Source organism: Brevibacillus sp. LEMMJ03 (assembly GCF_007197875.1).
GTDB lineage: Bacteria > Bacillota > Bacilli > Brevibacillales > Brevibacillaceae > Brevibacillus > Brevibacillus thermoruber.
On the sequence record NZ_VKJN01000011.1, the window covers coordinates 114,617 to 137,083 of the forward strand.

At 59.6% G+C, this 22,467-nt stretch carries 25 protein-coding genes and 1 pseudogene; 18 read left to right on the top strand and 8 right to left on the bottom strand.

Annotated features, from left to right (window positions below; all coding sequences use genetic code 11):
• Positions 1–48: 48 nt before the first annotated feature.
• Positions 49–1,215 (top strand): aminotransferase class I/II-fold pyridoxal phosphate-dependent enzyme, encoded by a 1,167-nt coding sequence (locus FOI68_RS15215; protein WP_029099914.1) that lies wholly within the window; start codon positions 49–51, stop codon positions 1,213–1,215.
• Positions 1,212–2,414 carry a trans-sulfuration enzyme family protein gene (locus tag FOI68_RS15220; protein WP_143863659.1) on the top strand — a complete coding sequence of 401 codons (1,203 nt, stop codon included), beginning with the start codon at positions 1,212–1,214 and terminating at the stop codon, positions 2,412–2,414. Before FOI68_RS15215 ends, FOI68_RS15220 begins: the two co-directional genes overlap by 4 nt.
• 34 nt (positions 2,415–2,448) lie before the next feature.
• On the opposite strand, the gene FOI68_RS15225 is transcribed toward FOI68_RS15220, so the two are convergent.
• On the bottom strand, positions 2,449–3,057 hold the full coding sequence (locus FOI68_RS15225; protein ID WP_143863660.1) for a YhcN/YlaJ family sporulation lipoprotein: 609 nt from the start codon (positions 3,055–3,057) through the stop codon (positions 2,449–2,451).
• 196 nt (positions 3,058–3,253) lie between these two features.
• Here FOI68_RS15225 and FOI68_RS15230 point away from each other — a divergent pair, with 196 nt between their 5' ends.
• Positions 3,254–4,585 carry a PhoH family protein gene (locus FOI68_RS15230; protein WP_029099917.1) on the top strand — a complete coding sequence of 444 codons (1,332 nt, stop codon included), beginning with the start codon at positions 3,254–3,256 and terminating at the stop codon, positions 4,583–4,585.
• A gap of 353 nt (positions 4,586–4,938) precedes the next feature.
• Here FOI68_RS15230 and FOI68_RS15235 read toward each other — a convergent pair whose 3' ends face one another.
• On the bottom strand, positions 4,939–5,418 hold the full coding sequence (locus FOI68_RS15235; protein ID WP_143863661.1) for a DinB family protein: 480 nt from the start codon (positions 5,416–5,418) through the stop codon (positions 4,939–4,941).
• Between the two features lie 178 nt (positions 5,419–5,596).
• On the opposite strand from FOI68_RS15235, the gene FOI68_RS15240 reads away from it, so the two are divergent.
• Entirely contained in the window at positions 5,597–6,043 is a 447-nt protein-coding gene (locus FOI68_RS15240; RefSeq protein WP_029099919.1) for a hypothetical protein, read from the top strand.
• A gap of 69 nt (positions 6,044–6,112) precedes the next feature.
• Here FOI68_RS15240 and FOI68_RS15245 read toward each other — a convergent pair whose 3' ends face one another.
• The gene (locus FOI68_RS15245) at positions 6,113–6,610 is read right to left on the bottom strand and encodes a hypothetical protein (protein WP_143863662.1); all 498 of its coding nucleotides are present in this window, start codon (positions 6,608–6,610) and stop codon (positions 6,113–6,115) included.
• 64 nt (positions 6,611–6,674) lie between these two features.
• Here FOI68_RS15245 and FOI68_RS15250 point away from each other — a divergent pair, with 64 nt between their 5' ends.
• Complete coding sequence (locus FOI68_RS15250; protein WP_029099921.1) at positions 6,675–7,322, top strand: MBL fold metallo-hydrolase; 648 nt, start codon at positions 6,675–6,677, stop codon at positions 7,320–7,322.
• Between the two features lie 160 nt (positions 7,323–7,482).
• On the opposite strand, the gene FOI68_RS15255 is transcribed toward FOI68_RS15250, so the two are convergent.
• Entirely contained in the window at positions 7,483–8,556 is a 1,074-nt protein-coding gene (locus FOI68_RS15255) for a coiled-coil domain-containing protein (RefSeq protein WP_143863663.1), read from the bottom strand.
• Positions 8,557–8,676: 120 nt separating this feature from the next.
• On the opposite strand from FOI68_RS15255, the gene FOI68_RS15260 reads away from it, so the two are divergent.
• Positions 8,677–9,798 carry a class I SAM-dependent methyltransferase gene (locus tag FOI68_RS15260; protein ID WP_143863664.1) on the top strand — a complete coding sequence of 374 codons (1,122 nt, stop codon included), beginning with the start codon at positions 8,677–8,679 and terminating at the stop codon, positions 9,796–9,798.
• A 48-nt stretch (positions 9,799–9,846) separates the two neighbouring features.
• On the opposite strand, the gene FOI68_RS15265 is transcribed toward FOI68_RS15260, so the two are convergent.
• Complete coding sequence (locus tag FOI68_RS15265; RefSeq protein ID WP_143863665.1) at positions 9,847–10,113, bottom strand: DUF2626 domain-containing protein; 267 nt, start codon at positions 10,111–10,113, stop codon at positions 9,847–9,849.
• Between the two features lie 208 nt (positions 10,114–10,321).
• On the bottom strand, positions 10,322–11,026 hold the full coding sequence (locus FOI68_RS15270) for a helix-turn-helix transcriptional regulator (protein ID WP_029099925.1): 705 nt from the start codon (positions 11,024–11,026) through the stop codon (positions 10,322–10,324).
• A gap of 217 nt (positions 11,027–11,243) precedes the next feature.
• Here FOI68_RS15270 and FOI68_RS15275 point away from each other — a divergent pair, with 217 nt between their 5' ends.
• From FOI68_RS15275 to FOI68_RS15285, 3 genes are all read left to right on the top strand, one after another.
• Positions 11,244–11,621: a Spx/MgsR family RNA polymerase-binding regulatory protein gene (locus tag FOI68_RS15275; RefSeq protein WP_035289925.1), complete on the top strand. Its 378-nt coding sequence runs from the start codon at positions 11,244–11,246 to the stop codon at positions 11,619–11,621.
• 190 nt (positions 11,622–11,811) lie between these two features.
• On the top strand, positions 11,812–12,570 hold the full coding sequence (locus FOI68_RS15280; RefSeq protein ID WP_029099927.1) for an enoyl-CoA hydratase/isomerase family protein: 759 nt from the start codon (positions 11,812–11,814) through the stop codon (positions 12,568–12,570).
• A 147-nt stretch (positions 12,571–12,717) separates the two neighbouring features.
• The gene (locus FOI68_RS15285) at positions 12,718–13,350 is read left to right on the top strand and encodes an RsfA family transcriptional regulator (protein WP_143863666.1); all 633 of its coding nucleotides are present in this window, start codon (positions 12,718–12,720) and stop codon (positions 13,348–13,350) included.
• A 78-nt stretch (positions 13,351–13,428) separates the two neighbouring features.
• On the opposite strand, the gene FOI68_RS15290 is transcribed toward FOI68_RS15285, so the two are convergent.
• Complete coding sequence (locus tag FOI68_RS15290) at positions 13,429–13,896, bottom strand: N-acetyltransferase (RefSeq protein ID WP_029099929.1); 468 nt, start codon at positions 13,894–13,896, stop codon at positions 13,429–13,431.
• A 273-nt stretch (positions 13,897–14,169) separates the two neighbouring features.
• On the opposite strand from FOI68_RS15290, the gene FOI68_RS15295 reads away from it, so the two are divergent.
• The 5 genes from FOI68_RS15295 to FOI68_RS15315 are packed head-to-tail and all read left to right on the top strand — an operon-like array spanning position 14,170 to position 19,044.
• Positions 14,170–15,513: an acetyl-CoA carboxylase biotin carboxylase subunit gene (locus FOI68_RS15295; protein WP_143863667.1), complete on the top strand. Its 1,344-nt coding sequence runs from the start codon at positions 14,170–14,172 to the stop codon at positions 15,511–15,513.
• 13 nt (positions 15,514–15,526) lie between these two features.
• Positions 15,527–15,739 carry an acetyl-CoA carboxylase biotin carboxyl carrier protein subunit gene (locus FOI68_RS15300; RefSeq protein ID WP_029099931.1) on the top strand — a complete coding sequence of 71 codons (213 nt, stop codon included), beginning with the start codon at positions 15,527–15,529 and terminating at the stop codon, positions 15,737–15,739.
• A 51-nt stretch (positions 15,740–15,790) separates the two neighbouring features.
• Positions 15,791–16,720: a hydroxymethylglutaryl-CoA lyase gene (locus FOI68_RS15305; RefSeq protein ID WP_044899533.1), complete on the top strand. Its 930-nt coding sequence runs from the start codon at positions 15,791–15,793 to the stop codon at positions 16,718–16,720.
• Complete coding sequence (locus FOI68_RS15310) at positions 16,717–17,490, top strand: enoyl-CoA hydratase-related protein (RefSeq protein ID WP_143863668.1); 774 nt, start codon at positions 16,717–16,719, stop codon at positions 17,488–17,490. Before FOI68_RS15305 ends, FOI68_RS15310 begins: the two co-directional genes overlap by 4 nt.
• A 15-nt stretch (positions 17,491–17,505) precedes the next feature.
• Positions 17,506–19,044, top strand: coding sequence for an acyl-CoA carboxylase subunit beta (locus tag FOI68_RS15315; protein WP_044899535.1), 1,539 nt, complete (start codon positions 17,506–17,508; stop codon positions 19,042–19,044).
• A 116-nt stretch (positions 19,045–19,160) separates the two neighbouring features.
• On the opposite strand, the pseudogene FOI68_RS15320 reads toward FOI68_RS15315, so the two are convergent.
• Positions 19,161–19,487 (bottom strand): annotated as a pseudogene (locus FOI68_RS15320) (LysR substrate-binding domain-containing protein); the annotation flags it as partial.
• Between the two features lie 80 nt (positions 19,488–19,567).
• Between FOI68_RS15320 and FOI68_RS15325 the strand changes: the two are divergent.
• The 4 genes from FOI68_RS15325 to FOI68_RS15340 all read left to right on the top strand — a co-directional run bounded on the left by FOI68_RS15325 (position 19,568) and on the right by FOI68_RS15340 (position 22,421).
• Complete coding sequence (locus FOI68_RS15325; RefSeq protein WP_255433571.1) at positions 19,568–20,227, top strand: MFS transporter; 660 nt, start codon at positions 19,568–19,570, stop codon at positions 20,225–20,227.
• 207 nt (positions 20,228–20,434) lie between these two features.
• Complete coding sequence (locus FOI68_RS15330; protein WP_143863671.1) at positions 20,435–21,409, top strand: ketopantoate reductase family protein; 975 nt, start codon at positions 20,435–20,437, stop codon at positions 21,407–21,409.
• Positions 21,393–21,812, top strand: coding sequence for a DUF3397 domain-containing protein (locus tag FOI68_RS15335; protein WP_035295258.1), 420 nt, complete (start codon positions 21,393–21,395; stop codon positions 21,810–21,812). The genes FOI68_RS15330 and FOI68_RS15335 overlap by 17 nt, the downstream gene beginning before the upstream one ends.
• Before the next feature lie 51 nt (positions 21,813–21,863).
• A complete protein-coding gene (locus FOI68_RS15340) occupies positions 21,864–22,421 on the top strand; it encodes a helix-turn-helix domain-containing protein (protein ID WP_029099937.1) in 558 nt (185 codons plus the stop codon).
• Positions 22,422–22,467: the final 46 nt, after the last annotated feature.

Consider the following 22,467-nt stretch of genomic DNA (forward strand, 5'->3'; position numbering starts at 1 on the left):
GGGCTTTTTTCATTGCCCTCGGCCAATTCGTTGGAGGGAGAGATCCACATGCATCTGGAGACAAAATTGGTACAGGCGGGCGTCGCCAAAGACGAACGGACCGGAGCGGTCAGCTTTCCCGTCTACTACGCCACCGCGTATCGCCATCCCGCCCTCGGTCAGAGCACGGGATACGATTACACGCGCACGGCCAACCCGACCCGGACGGTGCTGGAGCAGGCGATTGCCGAAGCGGAAGGGGGAGACGCCGGGTTTGCCTGCGCTTCGGGCATGGCGGCGGTTCACACGGTCATGGGGCTGTTCTCCCAGGGAGATCACCTGGTCGTATCGCTCGATCTGTACGGCGGGACGTACCGGTTGTTCGAGCAGGTGCTCTCACGCTACGGGCTTCGCTTCAGCTACGTCGACCTGCGCGACGTGAAGAACTTGGAAGAAGCGATTCGCCCAGAGACGCGGGCTGTCTTTGTGGAAACGCCGACCAATCCCCTGATGCAGATCACCGACATCGCGGCGGTGGCGGAGGTGGCCAAGCGGAACGGGCTGTTGACCATTGTGGACAACACGTTCATGACGCCCTACTGTCAGCGGCCGCTGGGGTTGGGGGCCGACCTGGTGCTACACAGCGCGACCAAATACCTCGGCGGACACAACGACGTCCTCGCCGGACTGATCGTCACAAAGGGCGAGGAGTTGTCCGAAAAGATCCGGTTTTTGCACAATTCCATCGGAGCGGTGCTGGGTCCCCAGGACTGTTGGCTGCTGCTGCGGGGGATGAAGACCCTGGCCCTGCGGATGGAACGCCATCAGGCAAACGCCTATGCGATTGCGCAGAAACTGCGGGAACACCCTGCCGTGACGGACGTCTTTTATCCCGGCTTGGCGGAGCACCCCGGTTACGAGGTGCAGCGCAGGCAGGCCAGCGGGTTCAGCGGGATGGTCTCGTTCCGCCTCCGCTCGGCTGATCAGGTGGCGCCGTTTCTGGAGCGGCTGCGGATCGTCTCGTTTGCGGAAAGCCTGGGCGGCGTGGAGTCGCTGTGCACCTATCCGGCGACGCAGACCCATGCCGACATCCCGCAGGAGATCCGCGAGTACGTGGGCGTGTGCGACCGGCTGCTGCGGCTGTCGGTCGGGATCGAACATCCCGACGACCTGATCGCCGATGTGTGTCAGGCGCTGGATGCCAGTCTCGCAGTGGCGGGAGGGAGTGTACGATGAACTTTGCCACCAAACTGCTGCACGGCACCAGTTGTATTGACCCGGTGACAGGGGCGGCCTCGGTGCCCATTTATCAGGCGTCCACCTTTCATCAGGCCGATCTGGACCGGCCCGGAGTCTACGATTACGCTCGTTCGGGCAATCCCACCCGGCATGCCCTGGAAGAGGCGATCGCCGTTCTGGAGGGAGGAGAGCGCGGATTCGCCTTTGCTTCCGGTATGGCGGCCATCTCCAGCGTGTTCATGCTGTTCTCCGCCGGGGATCACGTCGTGGTGGCGGAGGACGTGTACGGCGGCACCTACCGCTTCTTGACCAAGGTTCTTTCCCGCATGGGGATCACCGTCAGCTTTGTCGATACCACCTCGCTGGAGCAGGTGGAAGCGGCCATCCGTCCCGAGACCAAGGGCATCTACCTGGAAACCCCGTCCAACCCGACGCTGAAAGTGACGGACATCGCCGCTGTCTGCGCGCTGGCGAAACAGCGGGGACTGCTCGTGATCGTAGACAATACGTTCATGACGCCGTACTATCAGCGGCCGCTGGAGTTGGGCGCGGACGTGGTGATCCACAGCGCGACCAAGTTCATCGGCGGCCACAGCGACGTCGTGGCGGGGTTGGCCGTGACCAGGGAGGCGGCGTTGGGCGAGCAGCTCTACATGATCCAAAACGGCATGGGAGCGATCCTCGGCGTGCAGGATTCCTGGCTGGTGCTGCGCGGGTTGAAGTCCTTGAAAGCGCGCCTGGACGTCAGCACGCAGACGGCGGAAAAGCTGGCCCGTTGGCTTTCCACACACCCGGCGGTCAGCCGCGTCTACTACACCGGATTGCCGGAACACGACGGACATGACCTGCAAAACCGGCAGGCGAGCGGACACGGGGCCGTCCTCTCCTTTGACGTGGGCAGCCGCGAGCGGGCCAAAGCGCTGTTTGACCGCGTCAGGCTGCCGATCGTCGCCGTCAGTCTGGGCGCGGTAGAGACGATTCTTTCCTATCCGGCGATGATGTCCCATGCCGCCATGCCGCCTGCGGAGCGGGCACGGCGGGGAATCACGGACGGACTGATCCGCCTCTCCGCGGGGCTGGAGGACGCCGGCGACCTGCTTCAGGACCTGGGGCAGGCGTTGGACGCGCTCGGACCCGTAGAGCAGGCGGCAGACCGTGACGCGGCAGACGATAAACAGGCATTTTCCTGGGCGTAAGCCCGGAAAATGCCTGTTTTGTTTGGGGCAGAGGTCAGCGGTTCACCGGGATTTTTTCGTTACCCTGCGGTTTGGCGTTGCTGCTCTTGTTGATCCGCTGCTCGTTTTCCCTGGTCGGCGTCTCTTCCCGTTTTCTCACGTCGCGCGGGAACTGCGGCATGAGCCGTCCGACGATGTCCGCCAGTTCTTCGGCAAAACCGGCCACGGGATGGCCGCGCTGGATGTCGGCGGCCATTTCCCGCAGCCGCTGCACGATGTCGGGGTCGGCGGTGACGATGGCGTTCGCCCCTTGGGGATCCTCTTTCAGCGCCTCCGCCACCGAGTATTTGATCACGCCCACTTCCGGCCGGTCGAGATGGGCGTTGACGTCAATGCCGACGACGGCCCACTTGCCCAGGACCACCGCCGTCGCGTCATTGACGTTTTTCACCCGCGTGGCCAACTGCACCAGCCGGTTGGCGGTTGCCTGCGGCGACTGGTTGTAGGCCGGGGACGGGGCGGTTTGCTGGACGCGCTGCGTTTCCGGCACAGCGCGGCCGGGCTGCGGCGCCGCCTGGTTGGCCGGAGGCTTGTTGCTCGACATGCAGGCGGAGAGGAGCAGGCTGACGCTGAGCATACAGATAGCTGTCCGTTTCACGGTCATACTTCCTTTCCCTGGTTTGCTGCAGTACGGCTGCATGGTTAGTCGTATTGTGTTCTGCCCGCCCCGTTTTCATTCCCCCGCCTCTCGTCTATCCGTCCACCCCCCGTCATACACTGTAGTACATCGCGTTCGGGCAGCAGAGCATCCGGTCCCCAACTGCATACGATAGAGAAGATGGGTAATAGGAGGCGAGAATTTGAAGAAAATCTACGTACTGGACACCAACGTACTCCTGCAAGATCCGCGGGCGATGTTTTCCTTTGCGGACAACGAGATCGTCCTGCCCGCCGTGGTGTTGGAAGAAATTGATTCCAAAAAGCGCTACATGGATGAAATTGGCCGCAACGCCCGTTACGTGTCGAGGCTGTTGGACAGTTTCCGCGAACTGGGCCATCTGCATCAGGGCATTACGCTGGAGACAGGCGGTCTGTTTCGCGTAGAGTTGAATCACTCCTCGCTTCACAAGCTGCAGAAGCAGTTTACGGAATTTACCAACGACAACCGGATTCTGGCCGTAGCGCTAAATCTGCAGGAAGAGGAAAACCTGGCCCCAACCCCCCGTCCCGTCATTCTCGTCAGCAAAGATGCCCTAATGCGGGTCAAGGCGGATGCGCTTGGCCTGAAAGCGGAAGACTTCCTGTCCGACCGCGTCGTCGAGCACTCCAGCATTTACGCCGGGTGCCAGAAGCTGACGGTGGCCTCCCACATCATCCAAACCTACTACGCCTCCCGCAAGCTGAACCTGTCGGCCTGTTTTCCCCGCACCCGGTTTTATCCGCACCAGTTTCTGATTTTAAAAGACGAAATCAATCCCTCGATCTCCGCAATCGGCAAGGTGGACGCGGAAGGCAGGACGCTGGAGATGCTGGTGACGAACGACGATCCCGTCTGGGGAATTCGCGCCCGCAACGTGCAGCAGCGCATGGCGATGGAACTGCTGCTGCGGGAGGAGATTCCGCTCGTCACCATGACGGGCAAGGCCGGAACCGGCAAAACGCTTCTGGCGCTGGCGGCGGGGCTGCTGCAGATCGAGGACCTGCAGACGTACAAGAAGCTGTTGGTGGCCAGACCCATTGTTCCCCTGGGGAAAGACATCGGCTTCCTCCCCGGCGAAAAGGAAGAGAAACTGCGGCCGTGGATGCAGCCGATTTACGATAATTTGGAATATTTGTTCAACACCAAGCATCCGGGCGATCTGGACAAGATCCTGGCCGGCATGGGAAGCATCCAGGTCGAGGCGCTGACCTACATCCGCGGACGCTCCATTCCCGGTCAGTTCATCATTATCGACGAGGCGCAGAACCTGACCAAACACGAGGTGAAGACGATCCTGACCCGGGTTGGCGAAGGGTCAAAAATCGTGCTGATGGGAGACCCGGAGCAGATCGACCACCCCTATCTGGACGAAAGCAACAACGGCCTGACCTACGTGGTGGAGATGTTCAAGGCCCAAAAGCTGGCCGGCCATATCAAGCTGGAAAAAGGGGAACGCAGCGTGCTGGCCCAGTTGGCGGCCGATTTGCTGTAGGGATGCATAGAAAACAAAAAACGGCGCACACTGTAGAATGTCGAGCCCGATGATTGATGGATCAACGGCGAAAAGCCTTGTCAGGAGGCGAAGAACCGTGGATGCTCATGATCATGCAGTCGACATTGGTCGGAATGGCGGAACCCGAGCTCTTTAGGTAACGGACTCTAACGTGGAGGCTGAAGTGCCAAAGAGAATAACCGGTAGTACCCCAGAGCAGACGGGCTCGACACGGCCGCTCCCTTGTTGGGAGCGGTTTTTCGTTTTTCAGCGGACGGCTGGACGGGGCGGACGATTCGGGAAAAGGAAAAAAGCCCGGACGCAGCGCCGGGCAAAAAGGGGGACCGCTTCCCTTATGGTTGCGTTACGGCCAGCGCCTTTTTCAGCGCGTTGATCGTGCCGATGTGCATCCCCTCGTGAAAGAGCGAAAAGACGAACATCTCGCCCAGCGTGGACATCTGCGCGCCGCTTCGCAAGACGAACGGCTCCGCCAATTCCCGGTGGAGCCGATCGCCGAAGGTTCGCTTGATCCGCTCCTTCTGCTCTTCCAACTGTTCGGCCAATGCGGACAGGGATGGTACCTCTCCCTGCCAGTCCGCCGGTTTCGTGCCCGGTCCGAACAGCGTTTTGTACGAGGCGGGCAGGTGTGTAAAATCGAGACCGTACATACAGCTTTCCTGAACGGTCAGAATATGTCCCAGATTCCAGCGGATGTTGTTGGCGAATCCCTCCGGTACGATGTCCGCCTGCTCCGCGGGGACCTTCTTCAAGACCGCCAGGGTAATGCCGCGAACCAGATCGTACTGCTTCCATACAAACGCGTAGTCGTGCATGCGCGAATACCACCTTTCCCCAAAATTGGCCATCGGTGTCATTGTATTCGCTTTTCTGCAGATAAACACCTGCCGATGACGCTCCTTCCACATACACGCGGGCATTGAGGCGGTCCGCGCGAAAGCCGGTCATGCGTCGGGCTTATCCCCCATACACATGAATGAGGGGGGAGTAGACATGGTCAGTCTGGATTCATCCATTTCCTTTATGATTTACATCACGGCGGTGTCCAGCGCGGCCGCCGGCGTGACGGAAGCCGTCAAGTCGGTGGTTCCGTTCCTCGCCACCGACTACGAGGCCGAACAGGACCGGTTGGAAGACCACAACCACGCCGCCCGGCTGACACACTACAAAAAGTTTTGCAATCTGACGATCTCCGTCGTGTCCGCCGGCGTCATTTTCGGTCTGCTCGGCCTTGATCCCGCGCTGATTCTCGTCGGTGCGCCATCCGCCTTTGTCGACGATCCGTGGCAGGTGGGCACCTGGATCTGGGGGATTGTCGCCGTCTTCGGATCGCCGCTGTTTGCCTCGTTCCTGAAGATTCTGGAAGGGTGGAAACAAAACGTAAACGGCGACAACTTTCCGCACAAGCCCAGGCAAAAGGTCAGGGGACCGAAGCACTGACGAGGCGTTTGATGCGGCTTTCGCTCCGAGCGGGAAGCCGCATGGTTTTTTGCCTGCAAGGGGCTTGTCTCACTCGTTCCACCACGTGACGGCCGTCCGGTAGGCGCGGGCAATTCCGTCGATCAGGTCGGTCTGGCCGGCGTCCACGAGATACAGGGCGGGGCGGGACGACGATGGCGGGAGCGTTCCGATCACGTGTTCCCGGCACTGCTCCAGAGCGGCCCAGCGGTCACGTTCCTCGCCGGCAGAAGAGTCGAGCGAAAACGCGGCGACGCGGTCGGCGTAGAGATACGCGTGTTCGTTTTGACTGACGAATCCGACGTCGTCCAGGTGGGCGATTTCCGCTCCCTCGGGGAGCAGCCAGAGCGTAAATTCTTCGCCCAGCATCCCCGCTTTTTGCAAGAGGTCCCGCAAGGTGTCGCGTTCTTGCGGGCTTTCCACGATGAACAGTCGGCCGTCGCGGTCAAACACATTGACATGATCCCCGATTTTATGTATGACTTGAGCATAGAAGCCGGGCCGTTTGCCGGCCGGTACCTGCATGTCCACACCGTACATGCGCTTCATGAGTCTCACTCCGTTTCACGCTGGGTTTTACCCCTATCGTATCATAAAAAAAGGAGGTTCACCCATGAACGAGCCGCAATTGACCATCGAGAAGTACGTACTGGGGCCGTTTCAAACCAACGCCTACATTCTGACCAACCCGGCAAGCGGGGAGTCCATCGTCATCGACCCGGGGATGGAACCGGCAGCGCTCCTTCGCGCCCTGGAGGGAAAAAACGTCGTCGCCGTCCTGCTGACCCATGCCCATCTGGACCACATCGGCGGGCTGAATCAGGTGCGGGCCCTGACCGGCGCACCGGTCTACATCCATCCGCTGGAGCAGAGCTGGCTGACCGATCCCGATCTGAACGGCTCGACCCGCTGGAACTTGTCGGAACCCATCGTCTGCGAGCCGGCCGAGCACGAACTGGCCGACGGGCAGACGCTGGAGCTGGCCGGATTGTCCATCCGGGTCCTGCACACGCCCGGACACTCGCCGGGGAGCTGCTCGTTTGTGGTGGGACCGCATTGCTTCGGCGGCGACGTCCTGTTTGCCCAAAGCATCGGACGGACGGACCTGCCGGGGGGAAGTTTCGAGACGCTGATGATCAGCATCCAGGACAAATTGTTTGAACTGGATGACGACACGATCGTCTACCCGGGACATGGCCCGAAGACCACGATCGAAGCGGAAAAGCTGTACAACCCGTATGTGACCGGCATGCTGCGGTAACCGTGCTTCGCCGTCTCTCTGCCGCTTCCGCGGAAGACAGGCGCACACCTCATGTCGCGGCAGAATAAGGAAAAAGCCAGCTCAAGAAGCTGGCTTTTTTCATTCGCTGACCGGGGATGGAAGGGCGGGAGCGTGTTTGGAACGGGCGGCCCGGCGGCGATCACTGTTTCCCGAAACCAAACGGCAGGTTGATCTTCAACTGCAGCTTCAACTCCTGGTTGGCCATCGTGATCCCCTGCACCTGGATGTTGGAGGAGATCAGCTCCGGGTAAAATCCGAGGTCGTACGATTTCTCCATTTCTTCAATCGTCGAGGCGGGCAGGGCGAACCCGTCATAGTACAGCTCGTTGATGTGAAATTTCAAGGCTTTCGGCGAAATCAGCTCGTACGTGCCGACCAGCCGCATGTGTACCTGGTCGTACGTGCCTTCCACGATCAACTGGTTGTTGTCAAAGGAAAAGTGCGCGTTTTTGAACAGTTCGTCTTTGGACACCAGGAAGCGGTTAAACTCATCCTGCCGGATCGTCAGCGTGTGCGTGAACAGCCCGTCGGACTGGATGCGCTCCGGCGTCGCCAGCTCGGAAATCTGGAACATCACGCCGGACAGCTCGTTGAAAAACGTTTGAAAGGCGGGCAGTCCCCGCTCCCGCCAATCGGCGACGAGGTGGTCCATCAGCGCCTGGACGCTGGTCGGGTCGCTCAGCATCTGCACGTTTTTCTCCTTTTCCGCCTGGATCGCGAGCATGTCCGCCAACTGCTTCTCGTACTGCCGCCGCAGATTCTGGAGCAGCGTCAGCCGGTTTTGCCGCTCCGCCTGCATCGACGCCATCGCGGCCCGTTCCTTCTGAAACGATTCCAGCTTCGCCAGGTCCCGTTCGTAGAGGATTTGCAGGAAATCGAACAACAACAGGAAATCATTGAAATTTTCCGTATCAAACAGCAGCGTCAGCAGGTTGGCCCGCTCTCCCGTGTAGTACGCTCTGGCGACGTCCCCGGCGTGTCGGCGCATCGCTTCCATCACCAGTTTTTTTCGCTGCAGATCCAGATCCAGTTGGGCGATCTCCCCGTTCAACCGGCTTTCCTCCTGTTTGATCAGCGTCAGTGTGCGCTCCAGTTCTTTTTGGGTAAAATGCTGCTGCAAGATCAACTGTTCCAGGGGCAATGGCTCTTCCGCCCGGGCTGTCGCGGTCAACGGCAGCGCCAGCAGCAGCAAGCAAAGCATGATTGTACGCATGGCTTCACCTTTTGTTTTCGTGAGGTGGAGAAACGGACAAAACATTTTCTCTCCACATTCTATGACTTCTTTTCGTATTATAGCCTTATACGGTTGAATTTGGATAGCGGGAGAACAGAGATGACGATTACATCCATCATTCGGGACGAAATACGCAATCATCCGCGGCGGGCGATTCCGTTTGCGCGGTTCATGGAGCTGGCACTCTACCATCCGGAAGGCGGGTATTACACGTCGACGCGCCCCAAGGTGGGCAGGGACGGTGATTTTTTTACCAGCGCGACGGTTCATCCCGTCTTTGCCGAGACGTTGGCCGACGTGGTGGCCGAGATGTGGCGGACGGGTGGCTGGACCTCCCCGGCGCTGGTGGAGATCGGCGGAGGAACGGGCGCGCTCTCTGGCCACATGCTTCGCCGTCTGCGCGAGACGGTGCCCGAGCTGTATCGGGACATGCGCCTCGTGCTGATCGAGACGAGCCCGTATCACCGGCAGCTTCAGGAGGAGGCGCTGCGCGGGGCAGAGGTGGAGAAGCGCTGGTATTCCAGTCTGCGGGAGGCGGCGGCAGCGGAAGGCGTCGAAGGGGTGATCCTCTCCAATGAGTGGCTCGACGCCTTTCCCGTACATGTGGCGGAGAAGACGGCTGACGGCTGGCGGGAAGTGTGGGTGACGGAGGCAGACGGCGGATTTGCCGAGGTCCTCGGCGAAGTGACTCCCGCCCTGGCTGCGTGTCTGCGCGATGTGGACAAGTCGCTGCCGCGGGGAATGCGGATCGAGGTCAATTCGGCGATGGAGCAGACGGCCGCCGACGTGTCCCGTCTGCTGAGGCAGGGGTACGTGCTGACCATGGACTACGGGGATGTGCAGGAGGAGCTGTACCATCCCGCCCGGAAGCGGGGTACGCTGATGTGCTACCGCCGCCATCAGGCGCACGACAATCCCTACGTGCACGTGGGGGAGCAGGACATCACCGCCCACGTCAATTTTTCCGCATGGATGCGCGCAGGCGAGCGGGCGGGGCTGAAGACGCTCGCCTACATGCGGCAGGACCGCTTTTTGATCAAAAGCGGCCTGTTGGAAAAGGCGGTCGCCCATGCGGACACGGATCCGTTTACGAGTCAAGCGATGAAGCGGAACCGGGCGATTCAACAGTTGATTTACCCGGGCGGCCTGGGCGGTCTCTTTCGCGTGCTGGTCCAGGCGAAAGGGATGCCGGACGGTGTGCCGCTCCGCTTTTTGCCCTAGCATACCACGGGGAAACAAAAAAAAGATGCTCACGGTGAGCATCTTTTTTTACATGATCATGTTCAGCATGGAGTGCTCTTGCGGACCCACCGGCATGACGAAGAACGTGTAATAGGTGAAGCCCACGAAAGAGACAAACATAAAACAGAAGAAAATGTTCAAGTACACCCGTTCTGTCAGATTCATGTAGCTGAGTGATACGAAGAAGGCGGTCATTCCGAAAAACAAGAGAGCCATCGGGTACAGGTGCCCCCAGAACGCCATCAGCGCGATCGCCAGCGTCCAGAAGCCGAGTACGCGATACATGCGATCCATCTGTTTCCCTCCTTTTTCCAGCGATTCGGCAAGATTTACAAGATTCCTTCCCCATTATAAAGGACAGGAAGAGGCCTGTAAACGGGAAGGTATGACGGTTTTTTGACGCAGCCGTTCCCATGCATCCGGCCCGCGTCCGGCATACCTGACCCGCCGGATGCGGGCTGAACCGATGCCGACCGAGCCGTGTTGGGGCGATTCGTCGACGTCATCGGGGGAAACGGACCACGGTATAGGTGCAGGACCTGCAGCCTTTGAGCATGGACTCGTCTTCCTGTAATTCAATGTGTCCAAAATAGGTTTCAAATATCCCCGCCAACAGGGCGTTGTGCATCTTGCAGACGGAGCTGGGGAAACGCTTGGCCGTCTCGGAAAACGTGCAGTTGTACACCCGGAAGCGCAGACTTCCGTCCGGCAGCGGTTCGATTTCCGGTTTGAGTCCCTGCGCCACCACGAGCCGGTGGATGTGGGACAACTTCTCTTCCAGCGTAGCGTTTTCCATGTCGATCGGCACTTCCGCCATCGCCCGTTTGGCCATTTCCGTTCCCATGCGGTGTCCCATTTTTACGAGGGCGACTTCCCCCGCCTCTCCCAGGGAAAGCAGGCTTTCGATGGCGATGTCGGCCAGGAGCCGGTAATCGCGAGGAGGAAATTGCAGGCTGACCACCTGATCGGAAAGCGCGTACAAACGGCTGGGACGCCCTCCCTTGCCGCTTTTGTCGGAGTAGGAGGTAAGCAGATGGACGTCTTCCAGCTTGGTCAGATGCAGCCGAGCCACGTTCGGATGGATGGAAAACTGCTCGGCCACGGCCTGTACGGTGACAGGCTCTTTGCTGTTGGAAACAAACTGGTAAATGGAAAAACGGGTGGAATCAGCCAAGGCGCTTGTTAACTTTTGAGCGTCGCAATCCACGCTGGTCCCCCCTTTCACAGTACAAATCACCATTAGTTTAGCCGATTTTCGCGCGGTTGTTAAGGTTGGAGTGTGCCGTGCGTTCGTCGTATTTTTTAAATTTAATACTATTGACATAGTGTTAACACCGCATTTATAATCCGAAGTAGAAAAGGTTTTTTTATTAGCTAACTTTTATATAGTATAATGAACATAGAGCGAGATGGAGGGGAACACAATGGCGGTTGCTGAACGTACTCGTACACAAAAATTGACGTTTTTCACCTACCCGAGCTGTACATCCTGTCGCAAGGCCAAGGCGTGGCTGGCGGAACACGGGGTAAAATACGAGGAGCGGCACTTGTTTAAAAATCCGCCGACGCCCGAAGAACTGATGGAGATCATCAAAAAGACCACCAACGGGCTGGACGAAATCCTGTCCACGCGCAGCCAGCGATTCAAAAACCTGGAAGTGGACATCAACGAAATGACGGTCAGCGAGCTTTTGGAGATGCTGAGTGAAGAGCCGCAGCTCCTGAAGCGGCCGATTCTGACCGACGGGGAAAACATCATCATCGGGTATAACCAGTCGGCCATGCAAAAACTACTGGCCTAAGCGAACGAGGAGGGAAAACCCCTCCTCTTTTTTCGTTGGGCGGGCGGGATTACAATGAAGGAAAGCGGTTCGCGAAGTCTGCTCGAAGAAGCGGGCTTCTTCGTTGGCAAAAACGTTTGGCCTGCCGGGACGGGGCGTTCGCTTCGGGTGCTGCTCCGCTCTGGAAAAACGGCGAAAGGGATGGGGAAGGATGGAAACGATCTTGTTGGAAAAACGGGCGGGGGTGGCCTTCATCACGTTGAACAGGCCCCACGTCCGCAACGCGATCAGCCTGGAGATGGCGGATGAACTGCGCCAGGCGGTGAGCGAGTGCGAGGAGGACGACGCGGTCAAGGTCCTGGTCTTTACCGGCATGGGCGACAGTTTCGTCTCCGGCGGTGACCTGCGGCAGTTCATGCAGGCCCGGGGGAGGGAACAGGCGCAGCCGATTCTCGACCGCGTGGCCGGGCTGCTCGGCGCGATTGACGGCTGCAGCAAGCCGACCATTGCGATGATCAACGGACACGCCATCGGGGGCGGCTGCGAGTTTGCCGTCTCCTGTCACTTTCGCTTCGCCGCCGAGACGGCCATGCTCGGCTTTGTCCAGATCGGCCTCTCCATCACGACCGGATGGGGCGGAGGGTCGCGCTTGCTGGACAAGCTGCCGGAGTCCAAGGCGCTGGCGCTCCTGCTGACGGGAAAGCGGATCAGCGCGCGGGAAGCGGAGCGCTGCGGGCTGGTGGACGCGGTGTATCCCCCGGATCGCCTGCGCGAGGAGACGGAACGCTTCGCCGCCGAGATCGCCGCTCAGCCGCTCGCCGGCATCCGGGCGTACCTGCAGCTTTTGCGCTGGAAGCGGGACGGATTGAGCCTGGACGAGCGCATCCGCAGCGAGGTCAGCCAGTGCGCCGGATTGTGGGGCAGCGACGATCACGTTCGCGCGGTGCAGCGGTTTCTGCGGAAAAACTAGCGGCGTGACCTCTGGGGGGCCCTCCCGTTTAAACCCTTTCGTGTCTGGACATACTTTTTCTAGTAGAAAGCGATTCTACCAGAGTAGGGAAAAGCATAGGATGAATTACATCATCATCCTTTAAAGGTAACGGGAGGGACATCATCTATGGTAGCTTCCAGACAAGATGCATGGACGGAAGACGACGATCTGGTGCTGGCGGAAGTCACCTTACGCCATATTCGCGAGGGCGGGACACAGCTCGCCGCATTTGAAGAAGTGGGGCAGCGGCTGGGCCGCACCGCCGCCGCCTGCGGGTTTCGCTGGAACAGCTGCGTGCGCAAGCGGTACGACGCGGCGATCGCGATCGCCAAGAACCAGCGGCAGCAGTTGAAAAAAATGGGCCGGCTGAACGCGCAAAACACCGGTCTCGACTCAGCCGCGTACGCGACCAAGCGGGGGAGCCACATCCCGCAGGGAGAGGGCGCGGCGGAGACGGACGACGAGCAGCACATCGAGGCCGTCATCCGGCTCTTGGCCAACCAGAAGGACATTGTGCGCCGATTGAAGCAGTTGGAAAAAGAATTGGAAGGAAAGAGTGCGGAGATAAAAGAATTGAAAGAGGCCAACGACCGGATGAAACAAGAGCTGGAGCAGGTGCGGGGGGTCAACGAGGACTACAAGGCGCTCGTGCAGATCATGGACCGCGCCCGCAAGCTCGCTTTCCTGCAGGAAGAGGAGGCGCCCAAGGCGATTTTCAAGATGGATGAAAACGGCAACCTGGAGCGCGTGGAAAAGTGAGTGCAAATCGTGCCAACAAAAAAGAAGCGGACGAAACCGCTTCTTTTGTTTTCGACGCGATGGACGGCGCGAATGCCCTCAGTCCTGCAGGCCGACACCTTCGGGCAGCCAGACGTACGGGTTCTCGCCGCGGTCGCGGATCGGGTTGTACTTGACCGGCGTGAAGCCCATTTTCAGCCAGAATTGGTCGGCGCGACAGCGGGAGTTGGTCTTGATGGGGGCACCAAAGCTCTTGGCGTGGTTGACCAGAGCCGTGCCGTAATCCTTGCCGCGGTAATCGGGCAGCACTTCCAGTTTCCACAATTCGTAATAGTCTTGAGCCGGTTTGAAATAGCGGTCGTACTTGCCGTCGATCTTGTACAGGCTCATCCGCGCCACCAGCAGATCGTTGTCGTAGATCCCGTAAAAAGGAGATTCCGAATCGTTCTCCACGATGTTCGCCTCCAGGTCTTCCTTCATGGAAAGCTCCTCCAGGCCAAATTCGCGGAATTTTTGAAACTCCTCCAGGGTCTTGTAATTGATCCGTAAACGTTTTACTTCATACATCGTTTGCCACTCCTCTCACGCGCATTGCCTAACCTCCATGGCCTACCTTCATTATACACCAAAAACCTCCTCCCCGAGCGATTTTCTCGCGTTGATTTCGAGGGAGCTCCAGGAAATGGATTCGCTCTCATGGAAGAAATTTAAATTTCGGCTAGAACTATGGCCGGTCTCATGGCAAAATAGAGAGTAGCAAAACAATTTCGAACAATCGCCCCGCATGCGTTGAAAGCGGTTTCGAGCAGCGGACGATTGGTCGCGGAAAGGAGCGTTGCCATGCGCAAAGTACTGATTGCCAATCGCGGGGAAATCGCGCGGCGGATCATCCGCACCTGCCGGGCCCAGGGAGTGGCGACGGTAGCCGTATTCTCGGAGGCGGACAGAGACCTGCCGTTTGTCCGGGAAGCGGACGAGGCCGTCCACATCGGGCCGCCCCCTGTGCCGCACAGCTATCTCAACGTGGAGGCGATCATCGCCGCCGCCAGAGAGACCGGCGCGGATGCCGTCCATCCGGGCTACGGCCTGCTGTCGGAAAACGCCGCGTTTGCCCGGCGCTGCCGCGACGAAGGGCTGGTCTTCATCGGGCCGTCGCCCGAGGTGATCGCGCAGATGGGGGACAAACTGACGGCCCGCCGCGTGATGCGGGAAGCGGGCGTGCCTGTGGTGCCCGGCTGCGAGGATCCGGTGAACACGCCGGATGAAGCGGCAAGGGTGGCGGCCGGGATCGGCTATCCGGTCATGCTCAAGGCCAGCGCGGGCGGCGGCGGCATCGGCATGCAGGTGTGCCGCGACGAAGCGGAACTGCGCCAGGCGTACCAGTCGGCCAGGGGCAGGGCCAAGGCGTACTTTGGCAGCGACGCCATGTACGTGGAAGCGTATGTGGAAAGCCCCCGCCACATCGAGGTGCAGATCGCGGGAGACGCGCATGGCACCGTGATTCACCTGCTGGAGCGGGAATGCTCCATCCAGCGCCGCCACCAGAAGGTGCTGGAGGAAAGCCCGTCCCCGTTCCTCGACGAGCTCGCGAGACAGCGGCTCTGCGAAGCAGCGGTGACGGCTGCCAGGGCGGTCGGGTACACCGGCGTCGGCACGGTGGAGTTTATCATGGACGGGAAAAAGAATTTCTATTTCCTGGAAATGAACACCCGCCTGCAGGTAGAGCATCCCGTCACCGAAGAGATGACCGGCCTCGACCTGGTCGCGCTGCAGTTGGAGATCGCCCGCGGCAACCCGCTGCCCGTCGCGCAGGCGGAGGTAAAGGCGCTGCGCCATGCGATCGAGCTGCGGGTGTACGCCGAGGACCCCGTCACCTTTTTGCCGTCTCCCGGCACGATCACGTTCTACCGGCCGCCGCAAATGGACGGGGTGCGGGTGGACGACGGCGTGGAAACCGGCACGCAGGTGACGCCGTTCTACGACCCGATGATCGCCAAGGTGATCGTCTCCGGCACAAACCGCGAAGAAGCGATACGGCGGGCGCAGGAAGCGATGCGGCAGTTTGAGGTCACCGGCATCAAGACCAACATTCCGTTTTTGCTGGAGGTCTTGGGCGACGAAGCATTCCGGCGGGGCGCGTACACCACGCGCTTTGTGGAAGAACGGAAAGAGAAAACGACGTAAGGAGAGCAAAGCGATGAAAAACGTGACAGCATCCATGGCAGGAACCGTCATCAACGTGCTGGTGCAGGCAGGCGACCAGGTGAACGCCGGCCAGGACGTGGTCGTGCTGGAGTCGATGAAGATGGAGGTGCCGATCCAGGCGGAAGCGGACGGCAAAGTGGCGGAAGTGAAAGTGCATGTCGGGGACTTCGTCAACGACGGCGATGTCATCCTCGTCCTGGAGTAGTTTTGGAATGATTCCAAACTGAGCGCCCGCTAGGAAAGGCAGGTGGCCTGCATGCAGGTGCAGATCGTAGAAGTAGGGCCGCGTGACGGCCTGCAAAACGAAACCCAAACGGTGCCGACCGAGGCGAAAATCCGGCTGATCGGCCTGCTGGCCGAGGCGGGACTGCGCCGGATCGAGGCCGGCTCGTTCGTCAATCCGCGCTGGATTCCCCAGTTGGCCGACACGGCGGACGTCTTTCGCCAACTGCCGCGCAGCCCCGCCGTGACGTACAGCGCGCTCGTGCCCAATCTGCGCGGGCTGGAGCGGGCCAGGGAGTGCGGGGTGACGGAGGTGGCCGTGTTCATGTCCGCCTCGGAGACGCACAACCGCAAGAACATCAACAAGAGCATCAGCGAAACCTTCCCCGTCCTCAGGGAAGTGGCGCGGGAAGCGCTGGCGCTGGGCATGCGCGTGCGGGGATACGTCTCCACCGTCTTCGGCTGCCCGTATGAAGGGGCCGTTCCGCTGGACAACAGCCGGCGGGTGACGGACGAACTGCTCGCGATGGGCGTCTACGAAGTCTCCATCGGCGACACGATCGGCGTGGCCACGCCCCGTCAGGTGCAGGAGACGTTCGCGGTGCTTGTGAACGATGTTACGAGCGAGCGCTTGGCCGGTCATTTTCACGATACCCGGGGAACGGGCCTGGCCAACGTGGCGGCTGCTCTGGCTGAGGGAATCCGCACCTTTGACAGCTCGATCGGCGGCTTGGGGGGATGCCCGTACGCGCCGGGGGCGACCGGCAACATTTCCAGCGAAGATCTGGTCTACATGCTGCACGGCATGGGCTATGAGACCGGCGTGGATCTGCAGAAGCTGATCGAGGCGGGCAGCTACATTCAGCGGCAGTTGGGTCGCCCCCTGCCGTCCAAGGTGCTTGCGGCCAGCCTGGCGCAGGCGGAAACCTGCGCAAAGAAAGAGGCGGAAGGGGATACGGCATGAGCGTGCTGCTGCGAAAAGAGGGAGCCGTCGGCGTGCTGACGCTGAATCGGCCCGAGGTGTACAACTGTCTGAACCTGGAGACGCTGTTCACGCTGCGACGGCTGATTGCCGAGATCGATGCGGACAGGGAGATTCGCGCCGTCATTGTGACCGGCGCGGGGGAGAAGGCGTTCTGCTCCGGCGCCGACTTAAAGGAGCGGCGCACGATGACGGACCTTCAGGTGCAGCTCTACATCCGCACCATCCGGGACACGTTCAGCGAGCTGGAGCGTCTGCCCAAGCCGGTCATCGCCGCAATCAACGGCGTGGCGCTGGGCGGCGGAACGGAGCTGGCCCTGGCCTGCGACCTCAGGGTGATAAGCGAGTCGGCCCAGATGGGGCTGACGGAAACGTCGCTCGGCATCATCCCCGGAGCGGGCGGGACGCAGCGGCTGCCGCGCCTGATCGGCAAGGGGAAGGCCAAGGAGCTGATTTTTACCGCCCGCCGCGTCCACGCCGAGGAGGCGCTGGCGATCGGGCTGGTCAACCGCACGGCTCCGCCGGACCAGGTGATGGCGTCCGCGCTGGCGCTGGCCGAGGAGATGGCCGCCAACGCGCCGCTTGCGCTCGCCCAGGCGAAGTTCGCCATCGATTACGGGATGGAGGCCGATCTGGCGACGGGACTGGCGATGGAGAGCAGCGCCTACCAGGTGCTGATCCCCACCCGCGACCGGCTGGAGGGGCTGGAAGCGTTCAGGGAAAAGCGAAAACCGGTATATCGCGGAGAATGACGGGAGGAACGGCAGATGAGCAAGCAGTTGGAACAGACGCTGAAAGAACGGATCGCCCAGGTGGAGCAGGGGGGCGAGGAAAAGTACCACGCCAAGCTGAAGGAGCAGAACAAGCTGTTCGTCCGCGACAGGTTGAAGCTGCTGTTTGACGGCGAGTTCATGGTGGAAGACGGCTTGTTTGCCAATTTCACCGCGGGCGACCTGCCGGCCGACGGGGTTGTGACCGCCATCGGCAAAGTAAACGGGCGGACCGTCTGCGTGATGGCCAACGATTCGACGGTCAAGGCCGGTTCGTGGGGAGCGCGGACGGTGGAAAAGATCATCCGCATCCAGGAGACGGCGGAGAAAATGCGCGTGCCGCTGATCTATCTGGTCGACTCCGCCGGCGCCCGCATTACCGATCAACTGGAGATGTTCCCCGGCAGGCGGGGGGCGGGCCGGATCTTTTACAACCAGGTGAAGCTCTCCGGCAAGATTCCCCAGGTCTGCATCCTGTTTGGCCCTTCCGCCGCAGGAGGGGCGTACATTCCGGCGTTTTGCGACGTGGTCATCATGGTGGACAAAAACGCCAGCATGTACCTCGGGTCTCCCCGCATGGCGGAAATGGTGATCGGCGAAAAGGTGACGCTGGAGGAGCTGGGCGGCGCCCGCATGCACTGCTCGGTGAGCGGCTGCGGCGACATTCTGGCGGCCAATGAAGAGGAAGCGATTCAGGCCGCCCGCCGTTACCTCGGCTTTTTCCCGGCCGACTACACGAAAGAGCCGCCCGTGGAAGCGGCCCGGCCACCCAAGCCGGATGCGCGGGACATCAACGAGATCGTGCCGGAAAACCAGAACACGCCCTTCAACATGTACGACTTGATTGATGCGCTGGTGGACGAGGGGTCCTTTTTCGAGATCAAGAAGCTGTTCGCCCAGGAGCTGATCACCGGTTTTGCCCGGCTGGAGGGCAAACCGGTCGGCATCGTCGCCAACCAGCCGCGGGTGAAGGGGGGCGTGCTGTTCGTCGATTCGGCCGACAAGGCGGCCCGCTTCATTACCTTGTGCGACGCCTTTCAGATTCCGCTGCTGTTTCTCGCCGACGTCCCGGGCTTCATGATCGGCACGGCCGTGGAGCGGGCCGGCATCATCCGGCACGGGGCGAAAATGATCGCGGCCATGGCGGAGGCGACCGTGCCGAAGATCTCCGTGATCGTGCGCAAGGCGTACGGCGCCGGCCTGTACGCGATGGCCAGCTCGGCGTTTGAACCGGACGCCTGCCTGGCGCTGCCCGGCGCGCAGATCGCCGTGATGGGGCCGGAAGCGGCGGTCAACGCCGTCTACAGCAACAAGATCCAGGCGATTGAAGACCCGCAGGAGCGGCAGGCGTTTATCATGGAAAAACGGCGCGAGTACCAGCAGGATATCGACATCTACCTGCTCGCCTCCAACCTGATCGTGGACGCCATCGTGCCGCCGAGCGAACTGCGCGGCGAGCTGATCCGCCGCTTCGGCGTCTACGGCAGCAAACGGCAAATCTTCTCGGAGCGCAAGCACCCGGTATATCCGGTGTAGACGCGCCAAACAGACTGTCTTCGGCGAGGAGGCAGTCTGTTTTTTTTGTGTGAAAAACGGGCTGTGTCGCAGTTATTCAACTAACGGGCAGAATACTCAAGAACAACTATTCAACCTCAAATCGATTCCATCCTACCAAAATGGTCAATCACAAACTGCTTGAATTGTGAGGCTGCTGGCGACAAGTATCGTTCCTTACTAAACGCAATCCCTATCACACGTTTGCACGCTGGCTGCCGGATAGGAATATAAACAATTTTACTCTTGTCCAATCCTACATCGGGGAGGAGCGACACGCCCAGTCCAGCGGCGACTAGCCCTGCCGCGGTAGCGACTTCTTCTCCTTCAAACGTAATTTTGGGGGTGATTCCTAATTGTCGGAACAAACCGTCGGTAGTATCTCGAAGAGCATATCCCTTCTTTAAAAAGATGAATGATTCGTCCAATTTACAGACCTGTTCAACTGGCACGTCGCATTGGGAATCATTAGCTTCATCAGCATTCTGGCAGCCTGATATTTTTTGTGAGTTTACCCAAGTCTCAAAATTTTCATCCTCGTTCACCTGAAATCAGTAAGCTGCTTGGATCTTTGGTCAGTCATCTGAAAGATCCTATCTTACTTGCATTGTATGTCATCGGGTTTCTCATCCTTGGCAGTAATGTTGCCCTGTTCAATTACATTGGGTATGTTCTAACTGCTCCACCATACTCATTCAGTCAAACTCTGGTGGGCTGGATCTTTATCGTATATCTCGTCGGAATGTTTAGTTCCGTCTGGATGGCGAAGATGGCAAATAACCATGGGAAACAAAAAGTTCTTATGATCTCTCTATTCATTACGTTGGTCGGAGTGTGTCTGACGTTACATTCTGACCTATGGCTAAAGATAGTGGGGTTGCCGATCATGACGTTCGGATTCTTTGGAAGTCATTCTCTCGCAAGCGGTTGGGTAGGACTGCGTGCCATTCACGATAAGGCTCAAGCTTCTTCACTCTACCTGTTCTTTTATTACGCAGGTTCTAGTATTGGCGGGACAACTGCCGGGGTGTTCTGGTCTTCCTTTGGATGGGACGGGGTTGTTGGTATGATTACTGGATTTTTGTTGATAGCGCTGGTGCTAGCATCACTTCTGGCAAAATCGGTTCCTGTAGTTGATCAAAAGAACATGATATCCTGTAAGTAATTTCATACAATGAAAATTCACAACCTGAGAGGATTTTTGGCTTGACGTTATTTTCACTCCGAATGGCCGCTGCTGTAAGCACTTGTTCTGACGTGACCGTCCGGAAGCAAAATGTTCGATAATTTTGACCTTTTGCGCACATTCAATTGAACATTCGCCGCAAACCTGCTATTCTTGAGATAAGTATTGATTAATGTAGGTGAACAAATGCAGTCGGAAGCGATAACTTTCCACCCGGTGGTAATCGGCGGCGGTTCCGTGGGACTGCTGTACGCGGCCCGTTTTTTGCTGAACGGCCAGTCGGTCGAGTTGGTTACCCGCAGCCGCGAGCAGGCCGCGCTGCTGGGCGAACGCGGGCTGTCCCTCTACACGCTGGACGGCCGGCGGGAAACGGTCGCAGTCAACGCTTCTCCGATTGAGGACGGATTGCCGGCCGGCGATCTTTACCTGCTGGCCGTCAAGCAGACCGCCATCGCCGAGCTGCTGCCGCTGCTGCGCCAACTGCCCCGCTCGGCGCGGGTGCTGGCCCTGCAAAACGGCATGGGCCATCACGAGCGATTGGCGGAGGCGCTGGCGCCTGAGCAGCGTTTTTACGCCATCAATACGGAGGGGGCGCGCCGCCTGTCGCCGACCGACGTGGAACACACCGGCACCGGCCTCCTGCGCGTCGGACCCTGGACGGCTGAGCCTGTACGCGATCCGCTGATTGCCGCGTTTGTCGCCTGGGCCAACCGCTGCGGCATCCGCGCCGAATACGTGGACGCCGTCGAGCCGTACGCCTGGCGCAAACTGCTGGCCAACGCGCTGATCAACCCCTTGACCGCGTTGTTCGAGATTCCCAACGGCATGCTGCTCGATTCGCCGCACACGCTCAGGCTGATGCGGGAATTGTTTGACGAAGCCGCCGCCGTTTCCAACCGCTGCGGTCAAAAAATTGACGAAGCGGACTGGCAGGAAATTGTATCCATTTGCCGAAATACTTCCCGGAATCTTTCCTCCATGCTGCAGGATATCAGACGGCACAACCGGACGGAAGTGGACGCGATCAACGGGTACCTCGTGGAAAAGGGGAAACGGACCGGAACGCCCGTTCCGCTGCACGAAACGCTGCTGCGCGCCGTGCTCCTGAAATCAGGCATGGAAACCGCGAAAGGAGAGGCGGCACATGACCGTTCTGGGTAATCTCTGGTCGTTCGTCTGGGCAGCGCTGACCCATGTGTGGGCCCTGCTTACCGTTTTTCCTTTTCTCGGGTTTCCGCTGGCGTATCTGATCGTGCACGCGTGGAAACGGGACCGGCGGCTGGCGGGCCGCTGGGCGGTAAATATCACGAATTTTTTGTTCATTCGCGCCGTCGTGGCCGCCTATGGCGTGATCTGGCCGGACGCGCTGTCCGCCTGGTGGTGGGTGACCGTGTTTTTCCTCGTGACCGTTGGCTTGCTGAGCTGGCTGCAGGTGAAGTGGAAGGGAAAACTTTCCCTGCGGAAGGCCGGTTTTTCCGCGTGGCGGTTGTCGTTTCCCCTGTTTGGACTGGTTTACGTGGTGCTCTTTGCGATGGGGATCGTCAAGACGATGAGCGTCGTCTGAATCACCGGCGGTACCGATACATATCCTGAAAAGAAAGAAGGTAGGACAATGATGCGGCTTCCCATCGAGTCGATTGGGCACAAGATTCGAACGATTCGGAAAGAGCGTGGCTTCACGCTCGAAATCATGGCCAACAAGACAGGACTGAGCAAGGGCTTGCTCAGCCAGGTGGAGCGCGGCATTTCCCAGCCCTCGCTGGATTCGCTGTGGAAGATCACGAAAGCGCTCGAATCGTCGATCATTCACTTTTTCGAGGACATCGACCAGAAGCAGGTACACGTCACCCGCAAAGAGAAGCGCAGACAGATGATCTTCCCCGAATCGACCGGCACCTACAGCCTGCTTTCCGCCGGCGGCAGCGGCAAATTGGGCATGCTGGAAGTGCGGCTCAAGCCGGGGCAGATGGCGGCGGACAAGTTTGTGCAGGCAGAAGGCGAAGAGTGTTTCGTCGTCATCCAGGGACGCGTGACGGCGCGCTTCAACGACGAGGAGCATGAACTGGAAGCGGGCGACAGCATCTCGTTTGACAGTTCCAAAGCCCACACCATCGAAAATACCGGAGACAGCGAGGCCGTGCTGATCTGGTCGGTGACACCGCCGCAATTTTGAGACAGCACATCCGACAGCACTTTGACAATCCATGGGACGGGTTGTC

Excerpts from the sequence above, each read along its gene's own strand:
- FOI68_RS15280 (WP_029099927.1), top strand. The coding sequence starts at position 11,812 with ATGGAAACGATCTTGTTGGAAAAACGGGCGGGGGTGGCCTTCATCACG.
- FOI68_RS15305 (WP_044899533.1), top strand. The coding sequence starts at position 15,791 with ATGCAGGTGCAGATCGTAGAAGTAGGGCCGCGTGACGGCCTGCAAAAC.
- FOI68_RS15255 (WP_143863663.1), bottom strand. The coding sequence starts at position 8,556 with ATGCGTACAATCATGCTTTGCTTGCTGCTGCTGGCGCTGCCGTTGACC.
- FOI68_RS15265 (WP_143863665.1), bottom strand. The coding sequence starts at position 10,113 with ATGGATCGCATGTATCGCGTACTCGGCTTCTGGACGCTGGCGATCGCG.
- FOI68_RS15315 (WP_044899535.1), top strand. The coding sequence starts at position 17,506 with ATGAGCAAGCAGTTGGAACAGACGCTGAAAGAACGGATCGCCCAGGTG.
- FOI68_RS15300 (WP_029099931.1), top strand. The coding sequence starts at position 15,527 with ATGAAAAACGTGACAGCATCCATGGCAGGAACCGTCATCAACGTGCTG.
- FOI68_RS15240 (WP_029099919.1), top strand. The coding sequence starts at position 5,597 with ATGGTCAGTCTGGATTCATCCATTTCCTTTATGATTTACATCACGGCG.
- FOI68_RS15235 (WP_143863661.1), bottom strand. The coding sequence starts at position 5,418 with ATGCACGACTACGCGTTTGTATGGAAGCAGTACGATCTGGTTCGCGGC.
- FOI68_RS15260 (WP_143863664.1), top strand. The coding sequence starts at position 8,677 with ATGACGATTACATCCATCATTCGGGACGAAATACGCAATCATCCGCGG.
- FOI68_RS15290 (WP_029099929.1), bottom strand. The coding sequence starts at position 13,896 with ATGTATGAAGTAAAACGTTTACGGATCAATTACAAGACCCTGGAGGAG.
- FOI68_RS15310 (WP_143863668.1), top strand. The coding sequence starts at position 16,717 with ATGAGCGTGCTGCTGCGAAAAGAGGGAGCCGTCGGCGTGCTGACGCTG.
- FOI68_RS15295 (WP_143863667.1), top strand. The coding sequence starts at position 14,170 with ATGCGCAAAGTACTGATTGCCAATCGCGGGGAAATCGCGCGGCGGATC.
- FOI68_RS15245 (WP_143863662.1), bottom strand. The coding sequence starts at position 6,610 with ATGAAGCGCATGTACGGTGTGGACATGCAGGTACCGGCCGGCAAACGG.
- FOI68_RS15250 (WP_029099921.1), top strand. The coding sequence starts at position 6,675 with ATGAACGAGCCGCAATTGACCATCGAGAAGTACGTACTGGGGCCGTTT.
- FOI68_RS15225 (WP_143863660.1), bottom strand. The coding sequence starts at position 3,057 with ATGACCGTGAAACGGACAGCTATCTGTATGCTCAGCGTCAGCCTGCTC.
- FOI68_RS15215 (WP_029099914.1), top strand. The coding sequence starts at position 49 with ATGCATCTGGAGACAAAATTGGTACAGGCGGGCGTCGCCAAAGACGAA.
- FOI68_RS15330 (WP_143863671.1), top strand. The coding sequence starts at position 20,435 with ATGCAGTCGGAAGCGATAACTTTCCACCCGGTGGTAATCGGCGGCGGT.
- FOI68_RS15340 (WP_029099937.1), top strand. The coding sequence starts at position 21,864 with ATGCGGCTTCCCATCGAGTCGATTGGGCACAAGATTCGAACGATTCGG.
- FOI68_RS15335 (WP_035295258.1), top strand. The coding sequence starts at position 21,393 with ATGACCGTTCTGGGTAATCTCTGGTCGTTCGTCTGGGCAGCGCTGACC.
- FOI68_RS15220 (WP_143863659.1), top strand. The coding sequence starts at position 1,212 with ATGAACTTTGCCACCAAACTGCTGCACGGCACCAGTTGTATTGACCCG.
- FOI68_RS15285 (WP_143863666.1), top strand. The coding sequence starts at position 12,718 with ATGGTAGCTTCCAGACAAGATGCATGGACGGAAGACGACGATCTGGTG.
- FOI68_RS15275 (WP_035289925.1), top strand. The coding sequence starts at position 11,244 with ATGGCGGTTGCTGAACGTACTCGTACACAAAAATTGACGTTTTTCACC.